The organism is Dietzia sp. CH92 (genome assembly GCF_032248695.1).
GTDB lineage: Bacteria > Actinomycetota > Actinomycetes > Mycobacteriales > Mycobacteriaceae > Dietzia.
In genome coordinates this window covers 145547-166262 of record NZ_JAVHXC010000001.1, presented here as the reverse complement: position 1 = coordinate 166262, position 20716 = coordinate 145547, and the positions used below count along the sequence as shown (strand labels likewise).

General features: G+C 72.4%; 16 protein-coding genes. 12 read left to right on the top strand and 4 right to left on the bottom strand.

Going from position 1 to position 20716, the window contains the following annotated elements:
* Positions 1–38: 38 nt before the first annotated feature.
* Positions 39–2840 carry an aconitate hydratase AcnA gene (gene acnA, locus RWK90_RS00805; protein ID WP_314033739.1) on the bottom strand — a complete coding sequence of 934 codons (2802 nt, stop codon included), beginning with the start codon at positions 2838–2840 and terminating at the stop codon, positions 39–41.
* 243 nt (positions 2841–3083) lie between these two features.
* Between acnA and RWK90_RS00800 the strand changes: the two genes are divergently transcribed.
* The 8 genes from RWK90_RS00800 to RWK90_RS00765 all read left to right on the top strand — a co-directional run bounded on the left by RWK90_RS00800 (position 3084) and on the right by RWK90_RS00765 (position 11387).
* Positions 3084–3620 carry a DUF6676 family protein gene (locus RWK90_RS00800; RefSeq protein WP_314033737.1) on the top strand — a complete coding sequence of 179 codons (537 nt, stop codon included), beginning with the start codon at positions 3084–3086 and terminating at the stop codon, positions 3618–3620.
* Between the two features lie 388 nt (positions 3621–4008).
* Positions 4009–5562 carry an NlpC/P60 family protein gene (locus tag RWK90_RS00795; protein ID WP_314033735.1) on the top strand — a complete coding sequence of 518 codons (1554 nt, stop codon included), beginning with the start codon at positions 4009–4011 and terminating at the stop codon, positions 5560–5562.
* An 89-nt stretch (positions 5563–5651) separates the two neighbouring features.
* Positions 5652–6713, top strand: coding sequence for a MoxR family ATPase (locus RWK90_RS00790; RefSeq protein WP_314033732.1), 1062 nt, complete (start codon positions 5652–5654; stop codon positions 6711–6713).
* Positions 6710–7693, top strand: coding sequence for a DUF58 domain-containing protein (locus tag RWK90_RS00785; protein WP_314033731.1), 984 nt, complete (start codon positions 6710–6712; stop codon positions 7691–7693). The genes RWK90_RS00790 and RWK90_RS00785 overlap by 4 nt, the downstream gene beginning before the upstream one ends.
* Positions 7690–8670 carry a VWA domain-containing protein gene (locus tag RWK90_RS00780; protein ID WP_314033729.1) on the top strand — a complete coding sequence of 327 codons (981 nt, stop codon included), beginning with the start codon at positions 7690–7692 and terminating at the stop codon, positions 8668–8670. The genes RWK90_RS00785 and RWK90_RS00780 overlap by 4 nt, the downstream gene beginning before the upstream one ends.
* A gap of 66 nt (positions 8671–8736) precedes the next feature.
* Positions 8737–9468, top strand: coding sequence for a 3-oxoacyl-ACP reductase FabG1 (gene fabG1 / locus RWK90_RS00775; protein WP_314033726.1), 732 nt, complete (start codon positions 8737–8739; stop codon positions 9466–9468).
* Between the two features lies 1 nt (position 9469).
* A complete protein-coding gene (gene inhA, locus RWK90_RS00770; protein WP_314033724.1) occupies positions 9470–10318 on the top strand; it encodes an NADH-dependent enoyl-ACP reductase InhA in 849 nt (282 codons plus the stop codon).
* 4 nt (positions 10319–10322) lie between these two features.
* On the top strand, positions 10323–11387 hold the full coding sequence (locus tag RWK90_RS00765; protein WP_314033722.1) for a ferrochelatase: 1065 nt from the start codon (positions 10323–10325) through the stop codon (positions 11385–11387).
* A 73-nt stretch (positions 11388–11460) separates the two neighbouring features.
* Here RWK90_RS00765 and RWK90_RS00760 read toward each other — a convergent pair whose 3' ends face one another.
* Entirely contained in the window at positions 11461–12279 is an 819-nt protein-coding gene (locus tag RWK90_RS00760) for a hypothetical protein (protein ID WP_314033720.1), read from the bottom strand.
* A gap of 68 nt (positions 12280–12347) precedes the next feature.
* Here RWK90_RS00760 and RWK90_RS00755 point away from each other — a divergent pair, with 68 nt between their 5' ends.
* Complete coding sequence (locus tag RWK90_RS00755; RefSeq protein ID WP_396230247.1) at positions 12348–13169, top strand: DUF3097 domain-containing protein; 822 nt, start codon at positions 12348–12350, stop codon at positions 13167–13169.
* Here the strand turns inward: RWK90_RS00755 and RWK90_RS00750 are convergent.
* Positions 13153–13788: a TVP38/TMEM64 family protein gene (locus RWK90_RS00750; RefSeq protein WP_314033718.1), complete on the bottom strand. Its 636-nt coding sequence runs from the start codon at positions 13786–13788 to the stop codon at positions 13153–13155. The genes RWK90_RS00755 and RWK90_RS00750 overlap by 17 nt on opposite strands.
* A 162-nt stretch (positions 13789–13950) precedes the next feature.
* Between RWK90_RS00750 and RWK90_RS00745 the strand changes: the two genes are divergently transcribed.
* The 3 genes from RWK90_RS00745 (at position 13951) to meaB (ending at position 19179) form a co-directional block, all read left to right on the top strand.
* Entirely contained in the window at positions 13951–15789 is a 1839-nt protein-coding gene (locus RWK90_RS00745) for a methylmalonyl-CoA mutase family protein (RefSeq protein ID WP_314033716.1), read from the top strand.
* Between the two features lies 1 nt (position 15790).
* Positions 15791–18079 (top strand): methylmalonyl-CoA mutase, encoded by a 2289-nt coding sequence (scpA, locus tag RWK90_RS00740; RefSeq protein WP_314033714.1) that lies wholly within the window; start codon positions 15791–15793, stop codon positions 18077–18079.
* A 92-nt stretch (positions 18080–18171) separates the two neighbouring features.
* Positions 18172–19179, top strand: a complete 1008-nt coding sequence (meaB, locus tag RWK90_RS00735) for a methylmalonyl Co-A mutase-associated GTPase MeaB (protein WP_314033712.1) — start codon at positions 18172–18174, stop codon at positions 19177–19179.
* Between the two features lie 22 nt (positions 19180–19201).
* Here meaB and RWK90_RS00730 read toward each other — a convergent pair whose 3' ends face one another.
* Positions 19202–20707 carry an acyltransferase gene (locus RWK90_RS00730; RefSeq protein WP_314033710.1) on the bottom strand — a complete coding sequence of 502 codons (1506 nt, stop codon included), beginning with the start codon at positions 20705–20707 and terminating at the stop codon, positions 19202–19204.
* Positions 20708–20716 lie beyond the last annotated feature (9 nt).

Sequence of the window (20716 nt, the reverse complement as noted above, 5' to 3'; positions counted from 1 at the left end):
CAGGGAGTACCGCGCACCGCCGACGATGTGTGAGGGGATCAGCCCTTGATCATGTTGCGCAGCACGTACTGCAGGATGCCGCCGTTGCGGTAGTAGTCCGCCTCGCCGGGGGTGTCGATGCGCACGGTGGCGTCGAACTCGACCGTGGAGCCGTCCTCCTTGGTCGCGGTGACCTTGACGGTCTTGGGCGTGGTGCCGTTGTTCAGCTCCTCGATGCCCGAGATGTCGAAGGTCTCCGTGCCGTCCAGGCCGAGGGTCTCGTGGGACTCGCCCTCGGGGAACTGCAGCGGGATGACGCCCATGCCGATGAGGTTCGAGCGGTGGATGCGCTCGAAGGACTCGGTGATCACGGCGCGGACGCCGAGCAGGCGGGTGCCCTTGGCGGCCCAGTCACGCGAGGAGCCGGTGCCGTACTCCTTGCCACCCAGGACGACGAGCGGGATGTCCTGCTCGGCGTAGTTCTGGGCGGCGTCGTAGATGAACGCCTGCGGCGCGCCCTCCTGGGTGAAGTCGCGGGTGTAGCCGCCCGTCACGCCGTCGAGCAGCTGGTTCTGCAGACGGATGTTGGCGAACGTGCCGCGGATCATGACCTCGTGGTTGCCGCGACGGGAGCCGAAGGAGTTGTAGTCCTTGCGCTCCACGCCGTTGGCGTCGAGGTACTGCGCCGCCGGGGTGCCCGGCTTGATGGTCGAGGCCGGCGAGATGTGGTCGGTGGTGACCGAGTCGCCGAGCTTGGCCAGGACGCGGGCGCCCTTGATGTCCTTGACGGGCTCCGGCTCCATCTCCATGCCGTCGAAGTACGGGGCCTTGCGGACGTAGGTCGACTTCTCGTCCCACTCGAAGGTCTTGCCGTCGGGGGTGTCGAGGCCGCGCCAGCGCTCGTCACCGGCGAACACGTCGGCGTACTTCGACTTGTACTCGTTGGAGGAGATGGAGGCCTTGATGGTCTCCTCGATCTCCTCGGAGGTCGGCCAGATGTCCTTGAGGTAGACGTCGTTGCCGTCCTTGTCCTTGCCCAGCGAGTCGTTCTCGAAGTCGAAGTCCATCGTGCCGGCGATCGCGTAGGCGATGACCAGCGGCGGGGACGCCAGGTAGTTCATCTTGACGTCCTGGTTGATCCGGCCCTCGAAGTTGCGGTTGCCGGACAGGACGGCGGTCGCGGTGAGGTCGTTCTCCTGGATCGCGTTGGAGATCTCCTCGGGCAGCGGGCCGGAGTTGCCGATGCAGGTGGTGCAGCCGTAGCCGACGAGGTGGAAGCCGAGGGACTCGAGGTCGGGCCACAGGCCGGCGCGCTCGTAGTACTCGGTGACGACCTGCGAGCCCGGGGCCATGGAGGTCTTGACCCACGGCTTGGCGGTGAGGCCCTTCTCGTGGGCCTTACGGGCGAGCAGGCCCGCACCGATCATGACCGACGGGTTGGAGGTGTTGGTGCACGACGTGATGGAGGCGATCGAGACGATGCCGTGGTCGAGCACCATCTCGCGACCGTCGACGGTCACCTCGACGGGCTTGGAGGGACGGCCCTCGGACCCGGCGGAGGCGTCGGCGCGGACCGAGCCCTCCTCGGCGTGGACGAGGGTCGCGCCCTCGGCGGGCGCGTCGCCGTACTGCGTGGACCCCTTCCGGGTGTCCTCGAGGGTGGTGGCGTCGTCACCGACGTAGTTGTGGATGTCCTTGCGGAACGCGCTCTTGGAGTCGGACAGCTCGATGCGGTCCTGCGGGCGCTTGGGGCCGGCGATCGACGGGACGACATCGCCGAGGTCCAGCTCGAGGTACTCGGAGAACTCGGGCTCGGCCGCCTCCGGGTCGAGCCACATGCCCTGCTCCTTGGCGTAGGCCTCGACCAGCGCGAGCTGCGCCTCGTCGCGACCGGTCAGGCGCAGGTAGTCGATGGTCTCGCCGTCGATCGGGAACATGGCGCAGGTGGAGCCGAACTCCGGGCTCATGTTGCCGATGGTGGCGCGGTTGGCCAGCGGCACGGCGGCGACGCCGGCGCCGTAGAACTCGACGAACTTGCCGACGACGCCGTGCTTGCGCAGCATCTCCGTGATCGTGAGCACGACGTCGGTCGCGGTGACGCCCGGCTTGATCGAGCCGGTGAGCTTGAAGCCCACGACGCGCGGGATGAGCATGGAGATCGGCTGGCCGAGCATCGCGGCCTCGGCCTCGATGCCGCCGACGCCCCAGCCCAGGACGCCGAGGCCGTTCTCCATGGTGGTGTGGGAGTCGGTGCCGACGCAGGTGTCGGGGTAGGCGACGCCGTCGCGGACCATCACCGTGCGCGCGAGGTACTCGATGTTGACCTGGTGGACGATGCCGGTGCCCGGGGGGACGACCTTGAAGTCGTCGAACGCGCCCTGGCCCCAGCGCAGGAACTGGTAGCGCTCCTCGTTGCGCTGGTACTCGATCTCGACGTTCTTGTCGAACGAGCTGTGGTCGCCGAAGGACTCGATGATCACGGAGTGGTCGATGACCATCTCGGCGGGGGCGAGGGGGTTGACCTTGTCCGGGTCGCCGCCGAGCTTCTCGACGGCCTCACGCATGGTGGCGAGGTCGACGATGCAGGGCACGCCGGTGAAGTCCTGCATGATCACGCGGGCGGGCGTGAACTGGATCTCGGTGTCCGGCTCGGCGTTGGGGTCCCAGTTGGCGAGGGCCTCGATGTGCGCCTTGGTGACGTTCTTGCCGTCCTCGGTGCGCAGGAGGTTCTCGGTGAGGACCTTGAGGGAGTAGGGGAGCTTCTCGGCTCCCGGGACCGCCGACAGGCGGTAGATGTCGTAGGCCTCGTCGCCGACCTCAAGGGTCCCCTTGGCGCCGAAGCTGTCAATGCTTGCTGTCACGTCAGCTCCACTCGTGGTGTATGTCGATTCGTCATCCCTCCCGGCGCCACCACCGCATGTGTGTCGGGCGGCCGCACCGGGGCGGACACACGGTCCATTGTGGACCCTGCCATCCGTCTTCGTCCGCCAATTTACCAGTACGGACGTTCTGTATAAACTCGCCACGCCCGAACGTGGGAACGGCGGCAGCGGTTGTCGCGCCGTCGGCGCGTGGGTTCGATGTGACGACGACGAGGTGGCACCATGTCGGACGTGGACACCCCCGACGATGCCGTGATGACGCTCGCCCACGAGGACGGGCCGATCGTGTCGTTGCGCGAGGGCGAGGTCCCGCAATGGCTGGATTACGCGGCGGTGGAGGCTGACCTCGCGGACGACGGGGTCTCGGCACCCGAGCCGTTCGTGGACGGCCTGCGGACGGTCGTCGCGGAGGCGGCCGACCGTGGTCTCGACCTCAAGGTGGTGTTCACCGAGGCACCCGCCGCCGTCTACACCGACGCACGTGACGTCGCGACCTTCCTCAACCAGACCCACGAGGGGACGATCCTCGTCCGCACGCCCGCCTTCGTCGGCAGTTCCAGCGACACCGTCCCGCGGCACCGGCTCGAGGCCGGCCAGGACGACGCCTGGGAGGAGTTCGACCCGGTCGCCTCGGCCGCGGTCTTCGCCCACAAGGTGACGGCTCCGGCCCCGCCGTGGGGGACCGTCACCGCCGTGACGCTCGTCCTCGCCGTGGTGGCGCTCGTCGCCTTCCTCGTGGCGCTCCGCCGCCGGAGCTGACGTCCGGGGGGCGCTGCCACCGGAACCGACGCCCCGACTCACGCCCCGGGCCCCGGCCCCGACCCCGACCCCGACCCCGACCCACGCGTCGCCCACGGGTCACGTCGCGCGGGCGACACGCCGCGATCACAGCTGTGAAACGAGTTACAGCAGTGTATTTATCCGTCCAATGTTTCACATGGGTTCCCTGTGACTTACGGTGCTTAAGGAACCGTAGGTTCTGCCGAGGCGGCATCAGCCTCCAGTGACGCAGGGGAAGGCATCACCGGAGATCCCCCCGCCGCCCCGGTCACGCGTCCCGCCGTGCGGGTCGCGCGGTCAGCCGCACCGAGGTGCGGTCAGCGGAAGGTGAAACGTGGAGCCTGAGCACTCATCCCCCCGGACCCCGGTGACACGGCTACGACTGAGCCCCACGAGGGCGGCGGGGCGTGCGGCCCTGGCCGCGGCACTCGTGTTGGGCACGGCCTCCGGGCTCGTCCACGCCCCCACGGCGGGCGCCCAGGTCGCCCCGGCCGTCGCCCCGGGCGATCTCTCCGGCCTCATCCGGGCTGTCGCCGACGCCACCGCGAGCCTGGACGCCACGCGCGAATCAGTCGCCGTCAAGCGAGAGGGCGTCAACAAGACGCTGGTCGACCTCCAGATGGCCCGGGTCGACCTCGACCGGGCCATCGCCGAGGCCGAGCGCGCGTCCGCCGAGCGCCGTCAGGCCGAGTCGGGCGTCGAGACCGCGCGCGGCGCCCTCGACGACTACTCCCGGTTGCTCCACCGGCAGGGGACCGCTCCCGGTGCCGCGTCGGCCATCCTGGCCCCGGGCGGGCCGGCCGAGGCCGGGTTGCGTCAGGAATACCTCCGGCGCGCGGCGGCCGACCAGCGTCAGGTGGTCGGCGAGATGGTCGCGGCGGCGGACGAGGCCGCCCACCGGGAGGCCGAGGCGGCCACCGCCCGCGACGCGGCGCAGCAACGCTACTCCGACGCCGCGGCGCGACGTGACGACGCCGAGGCGGAGGTCTCCCGTGTCTCGGCCGAGATCGCCGGACTGGAGGACCGGGTCACGGAGCTGACCCGCGAGCTCGAGGGCCACCGCGCCGCCCTCGCGGAATCCGGTGCCTCGCCCGCGGGCCCCCCGTCCCGGGCCGGGGTCGACGCCGACGCCGAGGCGCTGCGGGCGCAGGCTCTACAGACCCTCGCCGCCCAGCCGGAGGCCGGGGAGCAGGCCGCCGACATCGCGTCCGCTCTGCCCGCCCACCTCGACCTGGGCGCGGTCCGCCAGTTCACCGGCGGGTCCTCGGACCGGGCCGGGCGGGTTCTCGACGACACGCTGGGCGGCGCGGTGAGCGGGGCGATCGACGCGGTCGGAGGTGCCGTCGACGCGGGGAGCGTGGGTGCCGCCGTCGACGCCGGGATCCGCGGGGACGCCGACGCGATCATCCAGCAGGTGGCCGACGCGATCGGCCGGGCGGACCTCGGCTCCGTCGCCCAGGGACCGACCGCACCGGGCACCGGTCACGGCGGGAGCCCCGGCGCCCCCTCGGGCGACGCCAGGGTGGAGACCGTCGTCAACCGCGCACTGTCACAGCTGGGCGTCCCGTACGCGTGGGGTGGGGGAGACGCCAACGGACCCACCCGCGGCATCCGCGACGGGGGCGTCGCCGACAGCCACGGCGACTACAACAAGATCGGGTTCGACTGCTCCGGCCTGATGATCTACGCGTTCGCCGGGATCGGGAAGGCCCTGCCCCATTACACCGGCTACCAGTACACCGCCGGCCCCCAGTACCCGGTCGCGACCCGCAAGCGCGGGGACATGCTCTTCTGGCCCGGCCACGTCGCGCTGTACCTCGGCGACGGGAAGATGGTCGAGGCGCCGCAGTCCGGGGACGTCGTGAAGATCTCGCCCGTACGCATGGCCGGTATCTCACCCATGGTGGTCCGGCTCGTCTGAGGCGGTCGGCGGTACTGTCGTCCCCAGCCCGTTCGGACCGCCCCGCGGGGGATGTCCGGACACACCACCACGCGAAGGAGCCCGCCGCGGTGAGCGATCCCCACCCCGAGCACCAGACCACCGCCGCGACCCCCGCGGTCAGCGCCTCGTCCGCCGCCGAGGACGCCCGTCTCCTCGAGCGCGCGGTCTACGAGGTCAAGAAGGTCGTGGTGGGTCAGGACCGCCTGATCGAGATGATCCTCGTCGGGCTGCTCTCGCGCGGGCACATCCTCCTCGAGGGTGTGCCGGGCGTGGCCAAGACGCTGACCGTCGAGACCTTCGCCGCCGTGGTGGGCGGGAGTTTCCGGCGCCTGCAGTTCACCCCGGACCTCGTCCCGGCCGACATCGTGGGCACCCGGATCTACCGCCAGGGCCGCGAGGAGTTCGAGGTCGAGCTAGGACCGATCCTCGCCAACTTCGTGCTCGCGGACGAGATCAACCGCGCGCCCGCCAAGGTCCAGTCCGCTCTGCTGGAGGTGATGGCGGAGGGACACGTCTCGATCGGCGGCCAGACCTTCCCCATGCCCAGCCCGTTCCTCGTCATGGCCACCCAGAACCCGATCGAGAGCGAGGGCGTCTACCAACTGCCCGAGGCCCAGCGGGACCGCTTCCTGTTCAAGCTCGTGGTGGACTACCCCAGCCCCGAGGAGGAACGCGAGATCGTCTACCGGATGGGGTCCACCCCGCCGGAACCCACGCAGGTCCTCGGCGTGGACGCCCTGCTGCGGCTGCAGGCCGCGGTGCGCGAGGTGTTCGTCCACCACGCGCTTGTCGACTACGTCGTCCGGGTCACCGTGGCCACCCGCGAGCCCGCCCGGCACGGTCTCGAGGACGTCGCCCGGTGGCTGTCCTACGGCGCCTCACCCCGCGCCACCCTGGGCGCCGTGACCGCCGCCCGCGCCCTGGCGCTCGTGCGCGGCCGCGACTACGTGGTGCCCCAGGACGTCGTCGACGTCCTGCCGGCTGTCCTGCGCCACCGCCTGGTGCTGACCTACGACGCGTTGGCCGACGAGGTCTCCGCCGACACGGTCGTCCGGCGCGTACTCGAGGCCGTGCCCCTCCCGCAGATCAGCGCGGTCCCCGCCCAGGCCGGCCCGCCGCCGTCACGGTGACCGCCACGGACGAGGGCAGGCGCGACGATCCCGTCGACGCGTCCTCCCGTGCGGCCCTGACCCGACTCGAACTCCTCGTCACCCGGCGGCTCGACGGCGTGCTCAACGGCGACCACCGGGGACTGCTCCCGGGGCCGGGAACGGAGCCGGGGGAGGCGCGGGCGTACGAGCCGGGCGACGACGTCCGGACGATGGACTGGTCGGTCACCGCGCGGACCACCGTGCCCCACATCCGCCAGACCATCGCGGACCGCGAACTCGAGACCTGGCTCGTCGTCGATCTCTCGCCGAGCCTCGACGTGCAGGGCCGCCACGGCGTGAAGCGGCGCCTGGTCGAAGCGGCGATCGCGACCGTCGGGTTCCTCTCCGCCGGTGGCGGCAGCCGGGTGGGGATGGTCCTCACCGGTGACGGCCGACCGCGGGTCCTGCCCGCCGCCGGGGGTCGGGACCACGTGCGCCGACTGCTCGAGGAGGTGTCCCGCTCCGCGCCGGCGGCCACCACCGGGGGCACCCTCGACGACTGCCTCCACGCGGTCCGCAACGCCGCCCGCCGCCACGGTCTGGTGGTCGTCATCTCCGACTTCCTGTCCGATGTCGACTGGGAACGCTCCCTGCGGGTCCTCGGCACCCGCCACGAGTTCCTCGCCGTCCACGTGGCCGATCCCCTCGACATCGCCCTGCCCGCCGTGGGGGCGGCCCTGCTGCAGGACCCCGCCACCGGCGAGGTGCTGGAACTGGACGTCGACGACGCCCTCGCGGCCGACTACCGCCGTGCCGCCGGCGAGCACCGCGCGCGGGTCCACTCCGCCCTGCGACGATGTGGCGCCCCCGTCCTGGCCCTGCGCACCGACCGCGACTGGATCCGCGACGTCATCGGCTTCGTGGGCATCCGCCGCCGCGGCGGGCTGCCCACCGGCGACAGCGTGGCGCGGGACCTGCCCGGCGATCACGACGGAGCGGGGGAGGTGACCGCCCGGTGAGTCTGTCCGAGTTCCAGCACCCGCTGTGGTTGCTGCTGCTGGTCGTACCGGCCGCGCTGGCGATCGGGTACGTCATCGCGCTGCGCTCCAAGAAGCGGCGGACCGTCCGCTTCGGCAACTTCGGGGTCCTGCGCACCGTCGACCGTGGCGGCAGACGCTGGTTCACGCACGTCCCCGCGGTGCTCCTGATCCTGTCACTGCTCGCGTTGGTCGTGGCCCTGGCCGGCCCCCAGAAGGAACAGAAGGTGCCACGGAACCGGGCGACCGTCATGCTCGTCGTCGACGTGTCCCTGTCCATGGAGTCCACCGACGTCTCGCCGTCGCGCCTCGAGGCCGCGCAACAGGCCGCCACGACCTTCGCGGGCAACCTCACCCCCGGCGTCAACCTCGGGCTGGTCTCCTACGCCGGCACCGCCTCGATGCTCGTGGCCCCCACCACCGACCGGGGCCCGGTCATCCGCGCCGTCGAACGGCTCAGCCTCGACGAACGCACGGCCACCGGCGAGGCCATCTACACCGCCACCCAGGCGATCACCACCTTCACCGAGAGCCTCGGCGGCCCCGACCAGGCACCGCCCGCGCGGATCGTCCTCCTCTCCGACGGCAAGGAGACCGTCCCCGCCGATCCCACCGAGGAACGCGGGGCGTTCACCGCCGCCGAGCGTGCCGCCGAGGCCGGCATCCCCGTCTCCACGATCTCCTTCGGCACCCTCTACGGCACCGTCGACATCCAGGGCAGACCCCAGCCGGTCCCCGTCGACGACGCCTCGCTGCGCACCATCGCCGAGACGTCGGGCGGGGACTTCTTCACCGCCTCGACCCTCGAGGAACTCGATTCGGTGTACCGGACCCTGGAGGAGCAGATCGGGTACGAGTGGAAGAAGGCTGACGCCTCCCGCCCCTGGCTCGTCATCGGCGCGCTGCTCGCGATGGCCGCGGCGGCGGGATCGCTGGCCGCCCACCGTCGGATCCCGTGAGTCCGGCCGACCGGGTTCCACGCACCAGCGCCGGGCCCCGCGCCCCGGCTCGCTAGGGTGGGGGCCATGGTTTCCGAGAGCACGCACGGCACCACCCCACGGACCGTCCTGGTCACCGGCGGCAACCGCGGGATCGGACGCGCCGTGGCCTCCAGGCTCCACGCCGACGGCCACCGCGTCGCCGTGACCCACCGCGGCTCCGGCGCCCCCGACGGCTTGTTCGGGGTGCACTGCGACGTCACCGATCCCGACTCCGTCGACGCCGCGTTCACCGCCGTCGAGGCGGAGTACGGGCCCGTCGAGGTGGTGGTCGCCAACGCCGGCACCACCGAGGACACGCTCCTCATGAGGATGAAGGACGAACAGTTCACCCGCGTCCTCGACGCCAATCTCACCGGGGCGTTCCGTGTGGCCAGGCGCGCCTCGCGCGGCATGCTCAGGGCCCGCTTCGGCCGCCTGGTCTTCATCGGTTCCGTCGTCGGCCAGTCCGGGACGGCCGGTCAGGTCAACTACGCCTCCTCCAAGGCCGGACTGATCGGCATGGCCCGCTCCCTGACCCGCGAGCTGGGGTCACGGAACATCACCGCCAACGTGGTGGCGCCGGGCTTCATCGAGACCGACATGACCGCGGGACTGGACGACAAGACCCAGGAGATGGCCGTGGCGGCCATCCCCCTCGGGCGCAAGGGCTCTGCCGAGGACGTCGCCGGGGTCGTGAGCTTCCTCGCCGGCGACGACGCCGGCTACATCTCCGGGGCCGTGATCCCGGTCGACGGCGGAATGGGAATGGGGCACTGACATGAGCCAGACCGACACCGACACCGACGGCGCGGGCGCCCAGGGGGGCGCCGGACTGCTGGCCGGCAAGACGATCCTCGTCACCGGGGTCATCACCGACGCCTCCATCGCGTTCCACATCGCCAAGCACTGCCAGCTGCACGGCGCACGCGTGATCCTCACCGCGTTCGGCCGTCCGTCGCTCGTCAAGGCCATCGCCAAGCGACTGCCCGAGCGGCCCCCGGTGATCGAGCTGGACGTGCAGAGCGAGGAGGACCTCGACGCCCTGGCCGGGCGCGTGCGCGAACACGCCGAGTCGCTCGACGGCGTGGTGCACTCGATCGGGTTCGCCCCGCCGAGCTGCCTCGGCGACCCGTTCCTCGACGCCCCGTGGAAGGACGTCGCCGTGGCGATGGAGGTCTCCGCCTACTCCTACGCCGCTCTCGCCAGGGCCACCCGGCCGTTGCTCAACCGGGGCGCGTCGATCATCGGCCTGGACTTCGACCCGCGCTTCTCGATGCCCTTCTACAACTGGATGTCGGTCGCCAAGAACGCGCTCGAGGCCGTCAACCGGTACGTCGCGCGTGAGCTCGGACCGGACGGCGTGCGCTCGAACCTCATCGCCGCCGGCCCCGTCAAGACCCTCGCGGCCAAGGCGATCGCCGGCGAGGCCCTCGGCCCCGGCGGCGAGCTCGACCGGATGCAGGACGAATGGGACCGCCGGGCGCCGCTCGGCTGGAACGTCGACGACCCCACGTCCGTCGCGACCACCGCCGTCGCCCTGCTGTCCGATCTCATGACCGCCACGACCGGCACCGTCATCTACGCCGACGGTGGCGCCGGGACCGTTTCCTTCAGCGGACAGGAGTAGCGACATGACCGCACCGACCGACAGCCCCTCCGGCCCCGAGGCCCCCGCGGAGCGGGTCGACGCCCTGCTGGTGCTCTCCTTCGGTGGGCCCGAGGGCCAGGACGACGTGATCCCGTTCCTCGAGAACGTCACTCGCGGCCGGGGGATCCCCCGCGAACGCCTCGAGGAGGTGGCCACCCACTACCGGCACCTCGGGGGCCGCAGCCCCATCAACGACCTCAACCGCGAGATCATCGCGAACGTCGAGGCCGAGCTGGCGAGCCGCGGCCGCGACCTGCCGGTGTACTTCGGTAACCGCAACTGGGACCCGATGGTGGAGGACACCGTCCGCCAGATGGTCAGCGACGGGGTGCGCACCGCCGCCGTGTTCGCGACCTCGGCCTGGGGCGGCTACTCGGGGTGTGCCCAGTACCAGGAGGACATCGCCCGCGCCCGCGAGCAGGTCGAGGGCGCGCCCACCCTGGTGCGACTGCGGCAGTTCCACGACCACCCGCTGTTCATCGAGCGGTTCGCGGCCGATCTCCGCGAGGCGATCGACTCCGCCGCCCCCGGTGCCCGGGTCGTCTTCACCGCCCACTCGGTGCCCACGTCGGCCGACGAGGCCGCCGGGCCGCCGTCCCTCGGCGGACACCTCTACAGCCGTCAGGTGGCCGAGGCGTCCCGGCTCGTCGCCGAGGCGGCCGGGGTCGCCGACTACGACCTGGTCTGGCAGTCCCGGTCCGGCCCGCCGAGCGTTCCGTGGCTCGAGCCCGACGTGGTGGACCACGTGAGCGAGCTCGCCACCTCGCAGGGCGTGACCGACGTCGTGGTGGTGCCGATCGGGTTCATCTCCGACCACGTCGAGGTGATCTGGGACCTCGACACCGAGCTCGTCGACGAGGTGCGCGAGCTGGGTGTCACGGTGACCCGCTGCGCCACACCGGGGCCGAGCCGCGAGTTCGCCCGGATGGTGCTCGAGCTCCTAGACGAGGTCGAGACTGGGTCTCCGCAGGCGCGTCCGGGCGCGGTGCCCGCCCTCGGGCGCAACCGTGACGGCGCCCGCTGCGCCCTCGGGTGCTGCGGCGGCTGAACCCGCCCGCTCGGAGCAGCCGCCGCGGGGCCAGGCCGAACCCGCCCGCTCGCGGCAGCCGCCGCGGGGCCCGTCAGCCGGCGGATCCCCGCAGGGCGGCCGCCCCCGCCGCGGCGACGGCGGCGCGACGCGCGGCGTCCTTGATCGCGATCAGCCGCCGCAGGACGGGCTCGCGCGTCGCCGGGTCGGCCCCGACCTCCGGTTGCGCCAGGGCGACGGCGATGATCGACTCGACCCGGTCGATCCGGTCGACCAGATCCACCACCCGCGGCGGCAGCCCGGCGGGGAGCCGGGTCACGTGGGAGTCGATCTCGACCCGCGCGGCCGGGCCGGACCGCACCGCGGACCGCTCGATGAGGTCCGCGGCCTCGACGACGGCCCGTCCCAGCTCCGCCAACGCCTCGGACGGGCCCGGCGGCTGCGGCGCCACCGGACAGTCCACGACACCCCGGGCCCGCCACCGCAGCACATCCGGGTGCGGCTGCACGCACGTGAGGCAGACCGCCTCACGGGAATCGGCGTCACGGACGAGGACGCCCCAGCCCGCGTCGGCCACGTCGGCGCGGATCGACGGCACCGGCGGCAGACTCGACGAGTCCCCGGGCGCGGTCGTGAGCAGCGACAGGACCTCGGGCGCCTCGTGGGCCCGCCCGGCGCGCCGCAACGTGGTCACCAGACCCGGCAGGAGGCCCGTGGGACCAGCCGCGGGCGCGAGCCCGTCCAGCATCCGCACCGGCTCACCGACGATCTCGAGCAGATGGGACCCGGCGAGGCCGGACACGTACTCGGTCAGCGCGTCGAACGGCTGCTCCGCCCACGCGGTGCGGAGCAGGTGGAGGGGCAGCGGCCAGGCCGGCGACAGCACGGAGCCGCGGGTGAGGGGTCGGGACATGATGATCCATCGTAGGCGACGGTGCGCCGCCGAGGACCCGGGCGGGACTCCGACTACCGTGTCTGGCCATGGCTGACATGTACGGCTCCGACGTCCTGTCCGGCACGGCGCGGCGGCGCCGCCCCGAGGTCCCCGTCGTGGACGCCGAGCGTGACCTGGTGGTGGAGGACGCCGAGTCCGGGTTCTGCGGCGCGGTGGTGGGATTCGACCGGAGTCACGACGGCGAGTTCGTCAGACTCGAGGACCGGCACGGGCGGGTACGCCTCTTCGCGATGACCCCCTCGGCGTTCCTCATCGACGGCTCCCCGGTGACCCTGCGCAAGCCGGCGCCGGCGGTCCGGCGGGGGCCCGCCGTGACGGCGTCGGGGTCGCGGAAGGTCGAGAACCTCCGCGCCCGCACCGCGCGGGCGGGCCGTATCTGGGTGGAGGGAATCCACGACGCCGCGTTGGTGGAGAAGATCTGGGGTCACGACCTGCGGGTCGAGGGCGTCGTGGTGGAACCACTTCACGGCATCGACGACCTGTCCGCCCTGGTCTCCGAGTTCGGCCCCACCCCGTCGGCGCGGCTGGGGATCCTCGTCGACCATCTGGTCGAGGGCAGCAAGGAGTCGCGGATCGTCGCGGGCCTGGGCGGGAACGTCCTGGTGACGGGCCATCCCTACATCGACATCTGGCAGGCGGTGAAGCCGGAGGCGGTGGGCATCCGCGAGTGGCCGGTGGTGCCCCGCGGAGAGGACTGGAAGACCGGTATCTGCCGCCGATTGGGTTGGGGAGAGCCCGCCGACGGGTTCCGCCGGGTCCTGGCGTCGGTGAGTTCCTACCGCGACATCGAGCCGGCGCTGCTGGGCGCGGTGGAACGTCTGGTCGACTTCGTCACCGAACCGGCCTGACCGGCAACCGCGAATCGACGAGCATCCCCACCACGCCGACGGCCGCGAAGCCGACCGTCGCCCACAGCGCGGCGCCGCCGTCGCCGGAGGTGAGCGAATCACCGAGCAACACCGCCGCGACCGTGCCCGGCGCGCTGCCGATCACCGTGGCCGCGAGGAACTGCGGATAGGGGATCGAGGTCAGGGCGGCGGCGTAGTTCACCACCGAGAACGGGACCGCCGGCACCATCCGCAGGCTCCCCACCGACAGCCACCCGCGACGTCGGAGGCGGACGTCCACGGCCGCCACCCGAGGATGGGTCCGGAGCTCGGCGGTCCGCTCGTGCCCGAGCCGCCGGACCGCGTAGAACGCCAGAGTGGCCGCGACGCCGGTGGCCACGAGCGACCACGGGATCGCGACGCCCGGCGCGAACAACACGGCCGCCGAGTACGTGAACGTCGAGCGGGGGATCGGAGCGACGGTGACGACCGCGTAGGCGGCGAAGAAGGCCACCGGGAACCACGGGCCGAGGCGGGCGGCCCAGTCGCGCATCTGCTCGAGCCCGGGCGTGGGCAGGAGCGTGGCCACCACGACGACGAGCGCCACCGCCCCCACCCACGCGATCACCCGTCCCCGCACCGGCACGACTGTAGTCCCCGCGCCCGGCCGGCCCGCGCGGCGTCGCGCCCGAGGGGTTCCCCCGTGCGCGGGCCTGCGGGTATGGCCGTGTTCCCTCTGCGAACAGGGCTCGACTAGAGTCCGACGGTGACCCCCTTCACTCCACACGAGAACGAGGTACCGGTGACCAGTCCGACCACAGGTCCTGACCTTCACTCCTGGTACGCCTCTGTGGGAGCCGTCCTCGCGAAGGCCGCCCGCAAGGATCCCGCCGACATGCCGGAGGACGCGTGGCGCGCCCTCGTGGCCACCACCCGGGACGGTATCGAGATCAACCCGCTGTACACCCGGGTCGACGAGATCGCCGAGCGCCCCGCGCCGGGACAGTTCCCGTTCGTCCGCGGCGGGGACCGGTCGGGCCTGCCCGAGACCGGCTGGCACGTCAGCGCCCGGGTCGAGGCCTCGGACGAGGCGTCGGAGCTCAACACCGAGGTGCTGGAGCTGCTGAACCAGGGCGTCTCGGCGCTGTGGCTGTCCGTCCCGGCCGCCGACCTGGCCACCGTCCTCAAGGACGTCTACCTGGACCTCGCGCCCGTCACCTTCGATGCGGGAGCCGACCTCGTCGAGGTCACCGAGGCGTTCCTCGACCTGCTCGACCAGCGCCGCTCCGCCGGTGACGGGGTCACCGACCGCGCGGCCGTCATCGCCGACCTCGGTGCCGCCCCCGTCACCGCCGCGTACGCCGGTGTCGACTCGATCGGCCTCGAGGCCGCGGTCGACCTCGCCGCGCGGGTGTCGGAGCGGGAGGAGACCCTCCGCACGTTCGTCGCCGACGGGACCGTCTTCCACGCCGACGGTGCCGGGGACGCCCAGGAGCTGGCCTACGCCGTCGCCGCCGGCCTCGAGTACGTCCGCGCCCTCGTCTCCGCGGGCCTGCCGGCCGCCGCCGCCCTGCGGCAGGTGTCGTTCCGGCTCGCCGCGACCGACGACCAGTTCGCGTCCATCGCCAAGTTCCGCGCCGGCCGCCTCATGTGGGCCCGTGTCGCCGAGCTGCTCGGCGCCCCCGAGGCCGGCGGCGCGCCACAGCACGCGGTCACCTCGTCCGCGATGATGTCGCGCCGCGACCCGTGGGTGAACATGCTGCGCACGACCCTCGCGGCCTTCGGCGCCGGCGTGGGCGGCGCGACCTCCGTGACGGTCCTGCCGTTCGACGCCTCGATCCCCGGTGGGCTCGAGAGCACCTCCCGCTCGTTCGCCGAGCGCATGGCCCGCAACACCCAGCTGCTGCTCCTCGAGGAGTCCCACCTGGGCCACGTGGTGGACCCGGCCGGCGGTTCCTGGTACGTCGAGTCGCTCACCGACTCGCTGGCCGAGGCCGCGTGGTCGGCGCTGCAGACGGTCGAGGCCGAGGGCGGCCTGATCGCCGCGATCGAGTCCGGCAGCGTCCGGGACGCGATCGCGCGGGTCCGCGAGGCCCGCGACACCGACATCGCCCACCGCACGGCCCCCCTCACCGGCGTGTCCGAGTTCCCCAACCTGGCCGAGCAGCCGCTCGACCCCTCCCGGCGCGGGGGCGACGACTACCGCTACGGGCGCGCGTTCGAGGACCTGCGCGACCGGTCCGACGCACATCTCGAGGCCACCGGTGCCCGTCCCACGGTGCTGCTGGCGGGTCTGGGTCCGCAGGCCGAGACCACGCCGCGCGTGACGTTCGTCGCCAACCTGCTCGCCGCCGGCGGCATCGAGGCCCGCAACCCCGGCGTCACCGAGGCGGGCCAGTACGCCGAGGCCCGCCGGGACGAGGACGTCGCCGTCCTGTGCGGTGCCGACAAGCGCTACGCCTCGGAGGGGGAGGCCGCCGTGCGCGCGCTCCGCGACGCCGGCGTGACGACCGTGTACCTCGCCGGCGCCGAGAAGGGGTTCCCGGCGGATGCCGCGGACCGCCCCGACGGCTACCTGGCACTCGGCATCGACGCCGTCGCCGCCCTGACCACCCTCCTCGACCAGCTGGGAGTGAAGTGACATGACGACCTTCCCCGATTTCAGCACCGCCTCCCTGCGCGATCCCGCCGGCCCCGACGTCGAGGCGGCCGCCGTCGCGGTCGAGGACGGCATCGCCGCCGACGCCCACTGGGAGACGCCCGAGGGTATCGACGTCAAGCGCGTCTACACCAAGGCCGACCGTGACGCCGTGGAGGCCGGGACCGCCCCGACCGACGACGGCGAGGAGGTCACCCCGTTCCCGCTCGACACCGTGCCCGGTGCGGAGCCCTTCCTGCGCGGGCCGTACCCCTCGATGTACGTCAACCAGCCGTGGACGATCCGTCAGTACGCGGGCTTCTCCACCGCGGCCGAGTCCAATGCCTTCTACCGGCGTAACCTCGCCGCCGGCCAGAAGGGCCTGTCGGTCGCGTTCGACCTCGCCACCCACCGCGGGTACGACTCCGATCACCCGCGGGTCGCCGGCGACGTCGGCATGGCGGGTGTGGCGATCGACTCGATCCTCGACATGCGTGAGCTGTTCGACGGCATCGACCTGTCGTCGGTGTCGGTGTCCATGACGATGAACGGCGCCGTGCTGCCGATCCTCGCGTTCTACGTGGTCGCGGCCGAGGAGCAGGGGGTGACGCCGGAGCAGCTCGCGGGGACCATCCAGAACGACATCCTCAAGGAGTTCATGGTCCGCAACACCTACATTTATCCGCCCAAGCCGTCCATGCGGATCATCTCGGACATCTTCGCCTACACCTCGCAGAAGATGCCGCGGTTCAACTCCATCTCGATCTCGGGGTACCACATCCAGGAGGCCGGGGCGACGGCCGATCTCGAGCTGGCGTACACGCTCGCCGACGGCGTGGAGTACCTGCGGGCCGGCCTGGACGCGGGCCTGGACATCGACAAGTTCGCCCCCCGGCTGTCGTTCTTCTGGGCCATCGGCATGAACTTCTCCATGGAGATCGCCAAGCTGCGCGCCGGGCGCCTGCTGTGGAGCGAGCTCGTGGAGAAGTTCGGCCCCAAGAACCCCAAGTCCAAGTCGCTGCGCACGCACTCGCAGACCTCGGGCTGGTCGCTCACCGCCCAGGACGTGTTCAACAACGTCGCCCGCACGTGTATCGAGGCCATGGCGTCGACGCAGGGTCACACGCAGTCGCTGCACACCAACGCCCTCGACGAGGCGCTGGCGCTGCCCACGGACTTCTCGGCGCGTATCGCCCGCAACACGCAGCTGCTGCTGCAGCAGGAGTCCGGCACCACCCGCCCGATCGACCCGTGGGCCGGCTCGTACTACATCGAGTGGCTCACCGCCCAGCTCGCGGACAAGGCCCGGCTGCACCTCCTCGAGATCGAGGAGGCCGGCGGCATGGCCCAGGCCATCGGCGAGGGCATCCCCAAGCTGCGCATCGAGGAGGCCGCGGCGCGGACCCAGGCCCGCATCGACTCCGGCCGCCAGCCGGTCATCGGCGTGAACAAGTACGTCGTCACCGAGGACCAGGAGATCGAGGTCCTCAAGGTCGACAACTCGCGCGTGCGCACCGAGCAGCTCGCCAAGCTGGACAAGCTGCGGGCCGAGCGTGACGAGGACGCCTGCCAGGCCGCCCTCGCGCGGCTGACCGAGGCCGCCTCCGGTGGCCCCAGCAGCGATCTGGAGAACAACCTCCTCGCGCTGGCGATCGACGCGGCCCGCGCGCACGCCAGCATCGGGGAGATCTCGGACGCGCTGGAGAAGGTCTACGGTCGGCACAAGGCCGAGATCAAGACCCTGTCCGGTGTGTACCGGCAGGAGGTCACCAAGGAGGGCGCCGTGGACAACGTCACCCGGGCCATGCGGATGGCCGACGCGTTCGCCGAGCAGGACGGGCGTCGCCCGCGCATCCTGCTGGCCAAGATGGGTCAGGACGGTCACGACCGCGGCCAGAAGGTCGTCGGCACCGCGTTCGCCGACCTCGGCTTCGACGTCGACATGGGCCCGCTGTTCCAGACGCCGGAGGAGGTCGCCCAGCAGGCCGCCGACGCCGACGTCCACGTGGTGGGCGTGTCGTCGCTCGCCGCGGGCCACCTCACCCTGGTGCCCGCACTGCGCTCCGCGCTGGCCGAGGTCGGTCGCGAGGACATCATGGTCACCGTCGGCGGCGTCATCCCGCCCGGTGACTTCCAGGAGCTCTACGACGCCGGTGCCGCCGCGATCTACCCGCCCGGCACGGTCATCGCGGAGGCGGCGATCGGTCTCCTCGACACCCTCGCCGGTGAGCTCGGGTACGACCTGTCGTCGGCCGCCTCGGGTGAGGGGGCCGGCTCGGAGGTGGCGCCCTGACCCGCCTCGGTTCCGGGCCCGACCCCGCGGGGTCGGGCAACCTCTCGGGCAGCCTGTCGACGACGGCGGGCACCGGATCGGTCCGCGGTCCGGTGCCCCCGGCCGGCGGGCCCCGCCCGCGCCGGGAGATCGACGTCGACGCGCTGCTCGAGGGGGTCCTGGCGGACCGCAGGCCGGTCCTGGCCCGGGCGATCACGCTGCTCGAGTCGACCAATCCGGCCCACCGCGAGAAGGCCCAGCAGCTGCTCCTGGGTGCCCTCCCGCACGCCGGCGGGGCCCTACGGATCGGCATCACCGGCGTCCCCGGGGTCGGCAAGTCGACCTTCATCGAGTCCTTCGGCCTGTACCTGGTGGAGCAGGGGCACAAGGTGGCGGTCCTCGCCGTCGACCCCTCGTCCACCCGCACCGGCGGCTCGATCCTCGGGGACAAGACCCGCATGGCGACCCTGTCCACCGAGCCGCGGGCCTACATCCGGCCGTCGCCGACCTCCGGCACGCTCGGCGGGGTCGCCAAGGCGACGCGGGAGACGATGGTCCTGCTCGAGGCCGCCGGTTTCGACGTCATCCTCGTCGAGACCGTCGGGGTCGGCCAGTCCGAGGTCACCGTCGCCGGGATGGTGGACTGCTTCACCTTCCTCACCCTGGCCCGCACGGGCGACCAGCTGCAGGGCATCAAGAAGGGCGTCCTGGAGCTCGCCGACGTCGTCGCGGTGAACAAGGCCGACGGCCCACACGTCAAGGACGCCCAGCGGGCCGCGCGCGAGCTCGGTGCCGCACTGCGCCTCGTCCGGCCGGCGGATGCCGTGTGGAAGGTGCCCGTCCTGACGATGTCGGGCCTCGAGGGCGAGGGCCTTGACGGCTTCTGGAACGCCGTGCGGCAGCACCAGGACACGATGGCCGAGCTCGGCGAGTTCGAGTCGCGTCGCGCCCGCCAGCAGGTCGACTGGACGTGGTCCATGGTCCACGACACGCTCATGGCGCGCCTGGCCGCCGACCCGGACGTGCGGAGGATCGCGCCGGAGGTCGAGGAGCAGGTCCGCGAGGGCACACTCACCGCGGCGCTCGCCGCGCAGGCGATCATCGACGCGTTCGACGCCTGACCCCGGCCCGCCCGGCGCGGGGTCAGCGCCGCTCGAGCGCCTTCCGGGCGGGCTCCTCGAGCCAGTGGTGGCTGGCCGCGCCGGCGGCCAGGGAGCCCGCCACCGTCACGGGCCAGATGACGCCCATCCGGCGCGACCACAACGGGGTGCGGGTCAGCGGGAAGGCGGCGTGCAGGACGAGCTGGTGCCAGAGGAAGACCCCGTAGGACCACGTCCCGATCTTCTGCAGCGGCGTCGACTCGAGCACGGGGAACCTCGTGCCCTCGGGAGCCAGGACGACCGGGGCGAGGACGAGGAACGCCATCGCACCCGCCAGCCCGGTGCGGGCGGCGAACTCGACCGGACCCGGGTGGACGAACCCCTCGGAGAACCAGGCCGGCACCGTCGTCGCGAGGAGCGCGGCGCCACCGGCTGCCCACCATCCCCACCGCGCGAGCCGGTCGCGGCACGCCCGCACCAGTGTGCCGGGCGGGGCGGTGACGAGCTCGGCAAGCAGCATGCCGGCGGCGAACCACGCGGTGAACGACGGCGGCAGGATCTGCACGTTGACCCCGGCCGGCAACACGCCCAGGCCGTGCCACGGGATGAGCGGGAAGACCAGGCCCGAGGCGCCGAACGCGGCGATGGCGGGGATCCGCCACTTGGCGGCCTCGCCACGCAGGCCCTTCATCGCGGTCCACAGCAGCGGGAACGCGAGGTAGTACGCCACCTCGACCGCGAGCGACCACGCGTGGGTGAGGCCCGCGACGAGGAAGTTCGAGGTGTAGATCTGCGTGAGCGTGAGGTTGGCGATCCACGAGGCGGGCCCGTTGACGTGGTTCTGCTCCAGCAGGAGCATCGCGGCGGCGACCAACACGGCGTACGCGGGCATGATGCGGACGACCCTCGACCGCAGGTACTCGCGTGTGGGTCTGGCGGTCCCCGGCCGGTCCCGGCGGGCGTGGTCGGCGTGCGCGCGCCAGAGCAGGAACCCGGATTTGGCGAAGAAGACCGCGACGGCCAGGTCCAGCCGGCCGAACAGCCTCTTCAGCGGCGATCCGGTGGACGAGCGCGTGACGAACGCGACGTGCGTGGTGAGCACGCCGACCGCGGCCAGGCCGCGGATTCCCTCCAGGGCGGGCACGAAGCCCCTCGCCCCCGCGGGTCGCGTCGCGGCCCCGTCCGTCACGGACCCGGCCGGCCCGCCACCCGGGATCGTGCCACCCGGGATCGAGGCGCCCGGCGCGGACGGAGTGCCCGGACCGGGGGAGGCGCCCGGCGCGGAGGTGGTGCCCGGCACGGTCCCGCCCACCGGGTGGACGGACCCCGGGGTCGCGGCCCCGGGGCCGGGAACGGTGAAGACGCGCCGGCCGGCCCGGCGGCGCAGGGCGTCCCACACCGACGCGCCGGCGGTGCTCACCGTGGCGGCGGCAACCGCCCCACCTGCGACGACGATCAGGGCGGCGGCGACGGACCTCATGGACACTCCCGGGTCGGTGAAGTGGGACGACAGCGCGGACGCGGGGCTCCCGACGGGCGCTCCGGACATCCGGTGGAG

Coding starts and splice junctions, on each gene's coding strand:
- fabG1 (WP_314033726.1), top strand. CDS start 8,737: ATGGTTTCCGAGAGCACGCACGGCACCACCCCACGGACCGTCCTGGTC.
- scpA (WP_314033714.1), top strand. CDS start 15,791: ATGACGACCTTCCCCGATTTCAGCACCGCCTCCCTGCGCGATCCCGCC.
- RWK90_RS00730 (WP_314033710.1), bottom strand. CDS start 20,707: ATGTCCGGAGCGCCCGTCGGGAGCCCCGCGTCCGCGCTGTCGTCCCAC.
- RWK90_RS00755 (WP_396230247.1), top strand. CDS start 12,348: ATGGCTGACATGTACGGCTCCGACGTCCTGTCCGGCACGGCGCGGCGG.
- inhA (WP_314033724.1), top strand. CDS start 9,470: ATGAGCCAGACCGACACCGACACCGACGGCGCGGGCGCCCAGGGGGGC.
- RWK90_RS00800 (WP_314033737.1), top strand. CDS start 3,084: ATGTCGGACGTGGACACCCCCGACGATGCCGTGATGACGCTCGCCCAC.
- RWK90_RS00765 (WP_314033722.1), top strand. CDS start 10,323: ATGACCGCACCGACCGACAGCCCCTCCGGCCCCGAGGCCCCCGCGGAG.
- RWK90_RS00760 (WP_314033720.1), bottom strand. CDS start 12,279: ATGTCCCGACCCCTCACCCGCGGCTCCGTGCTGTCGCCGGCCTGGCCG.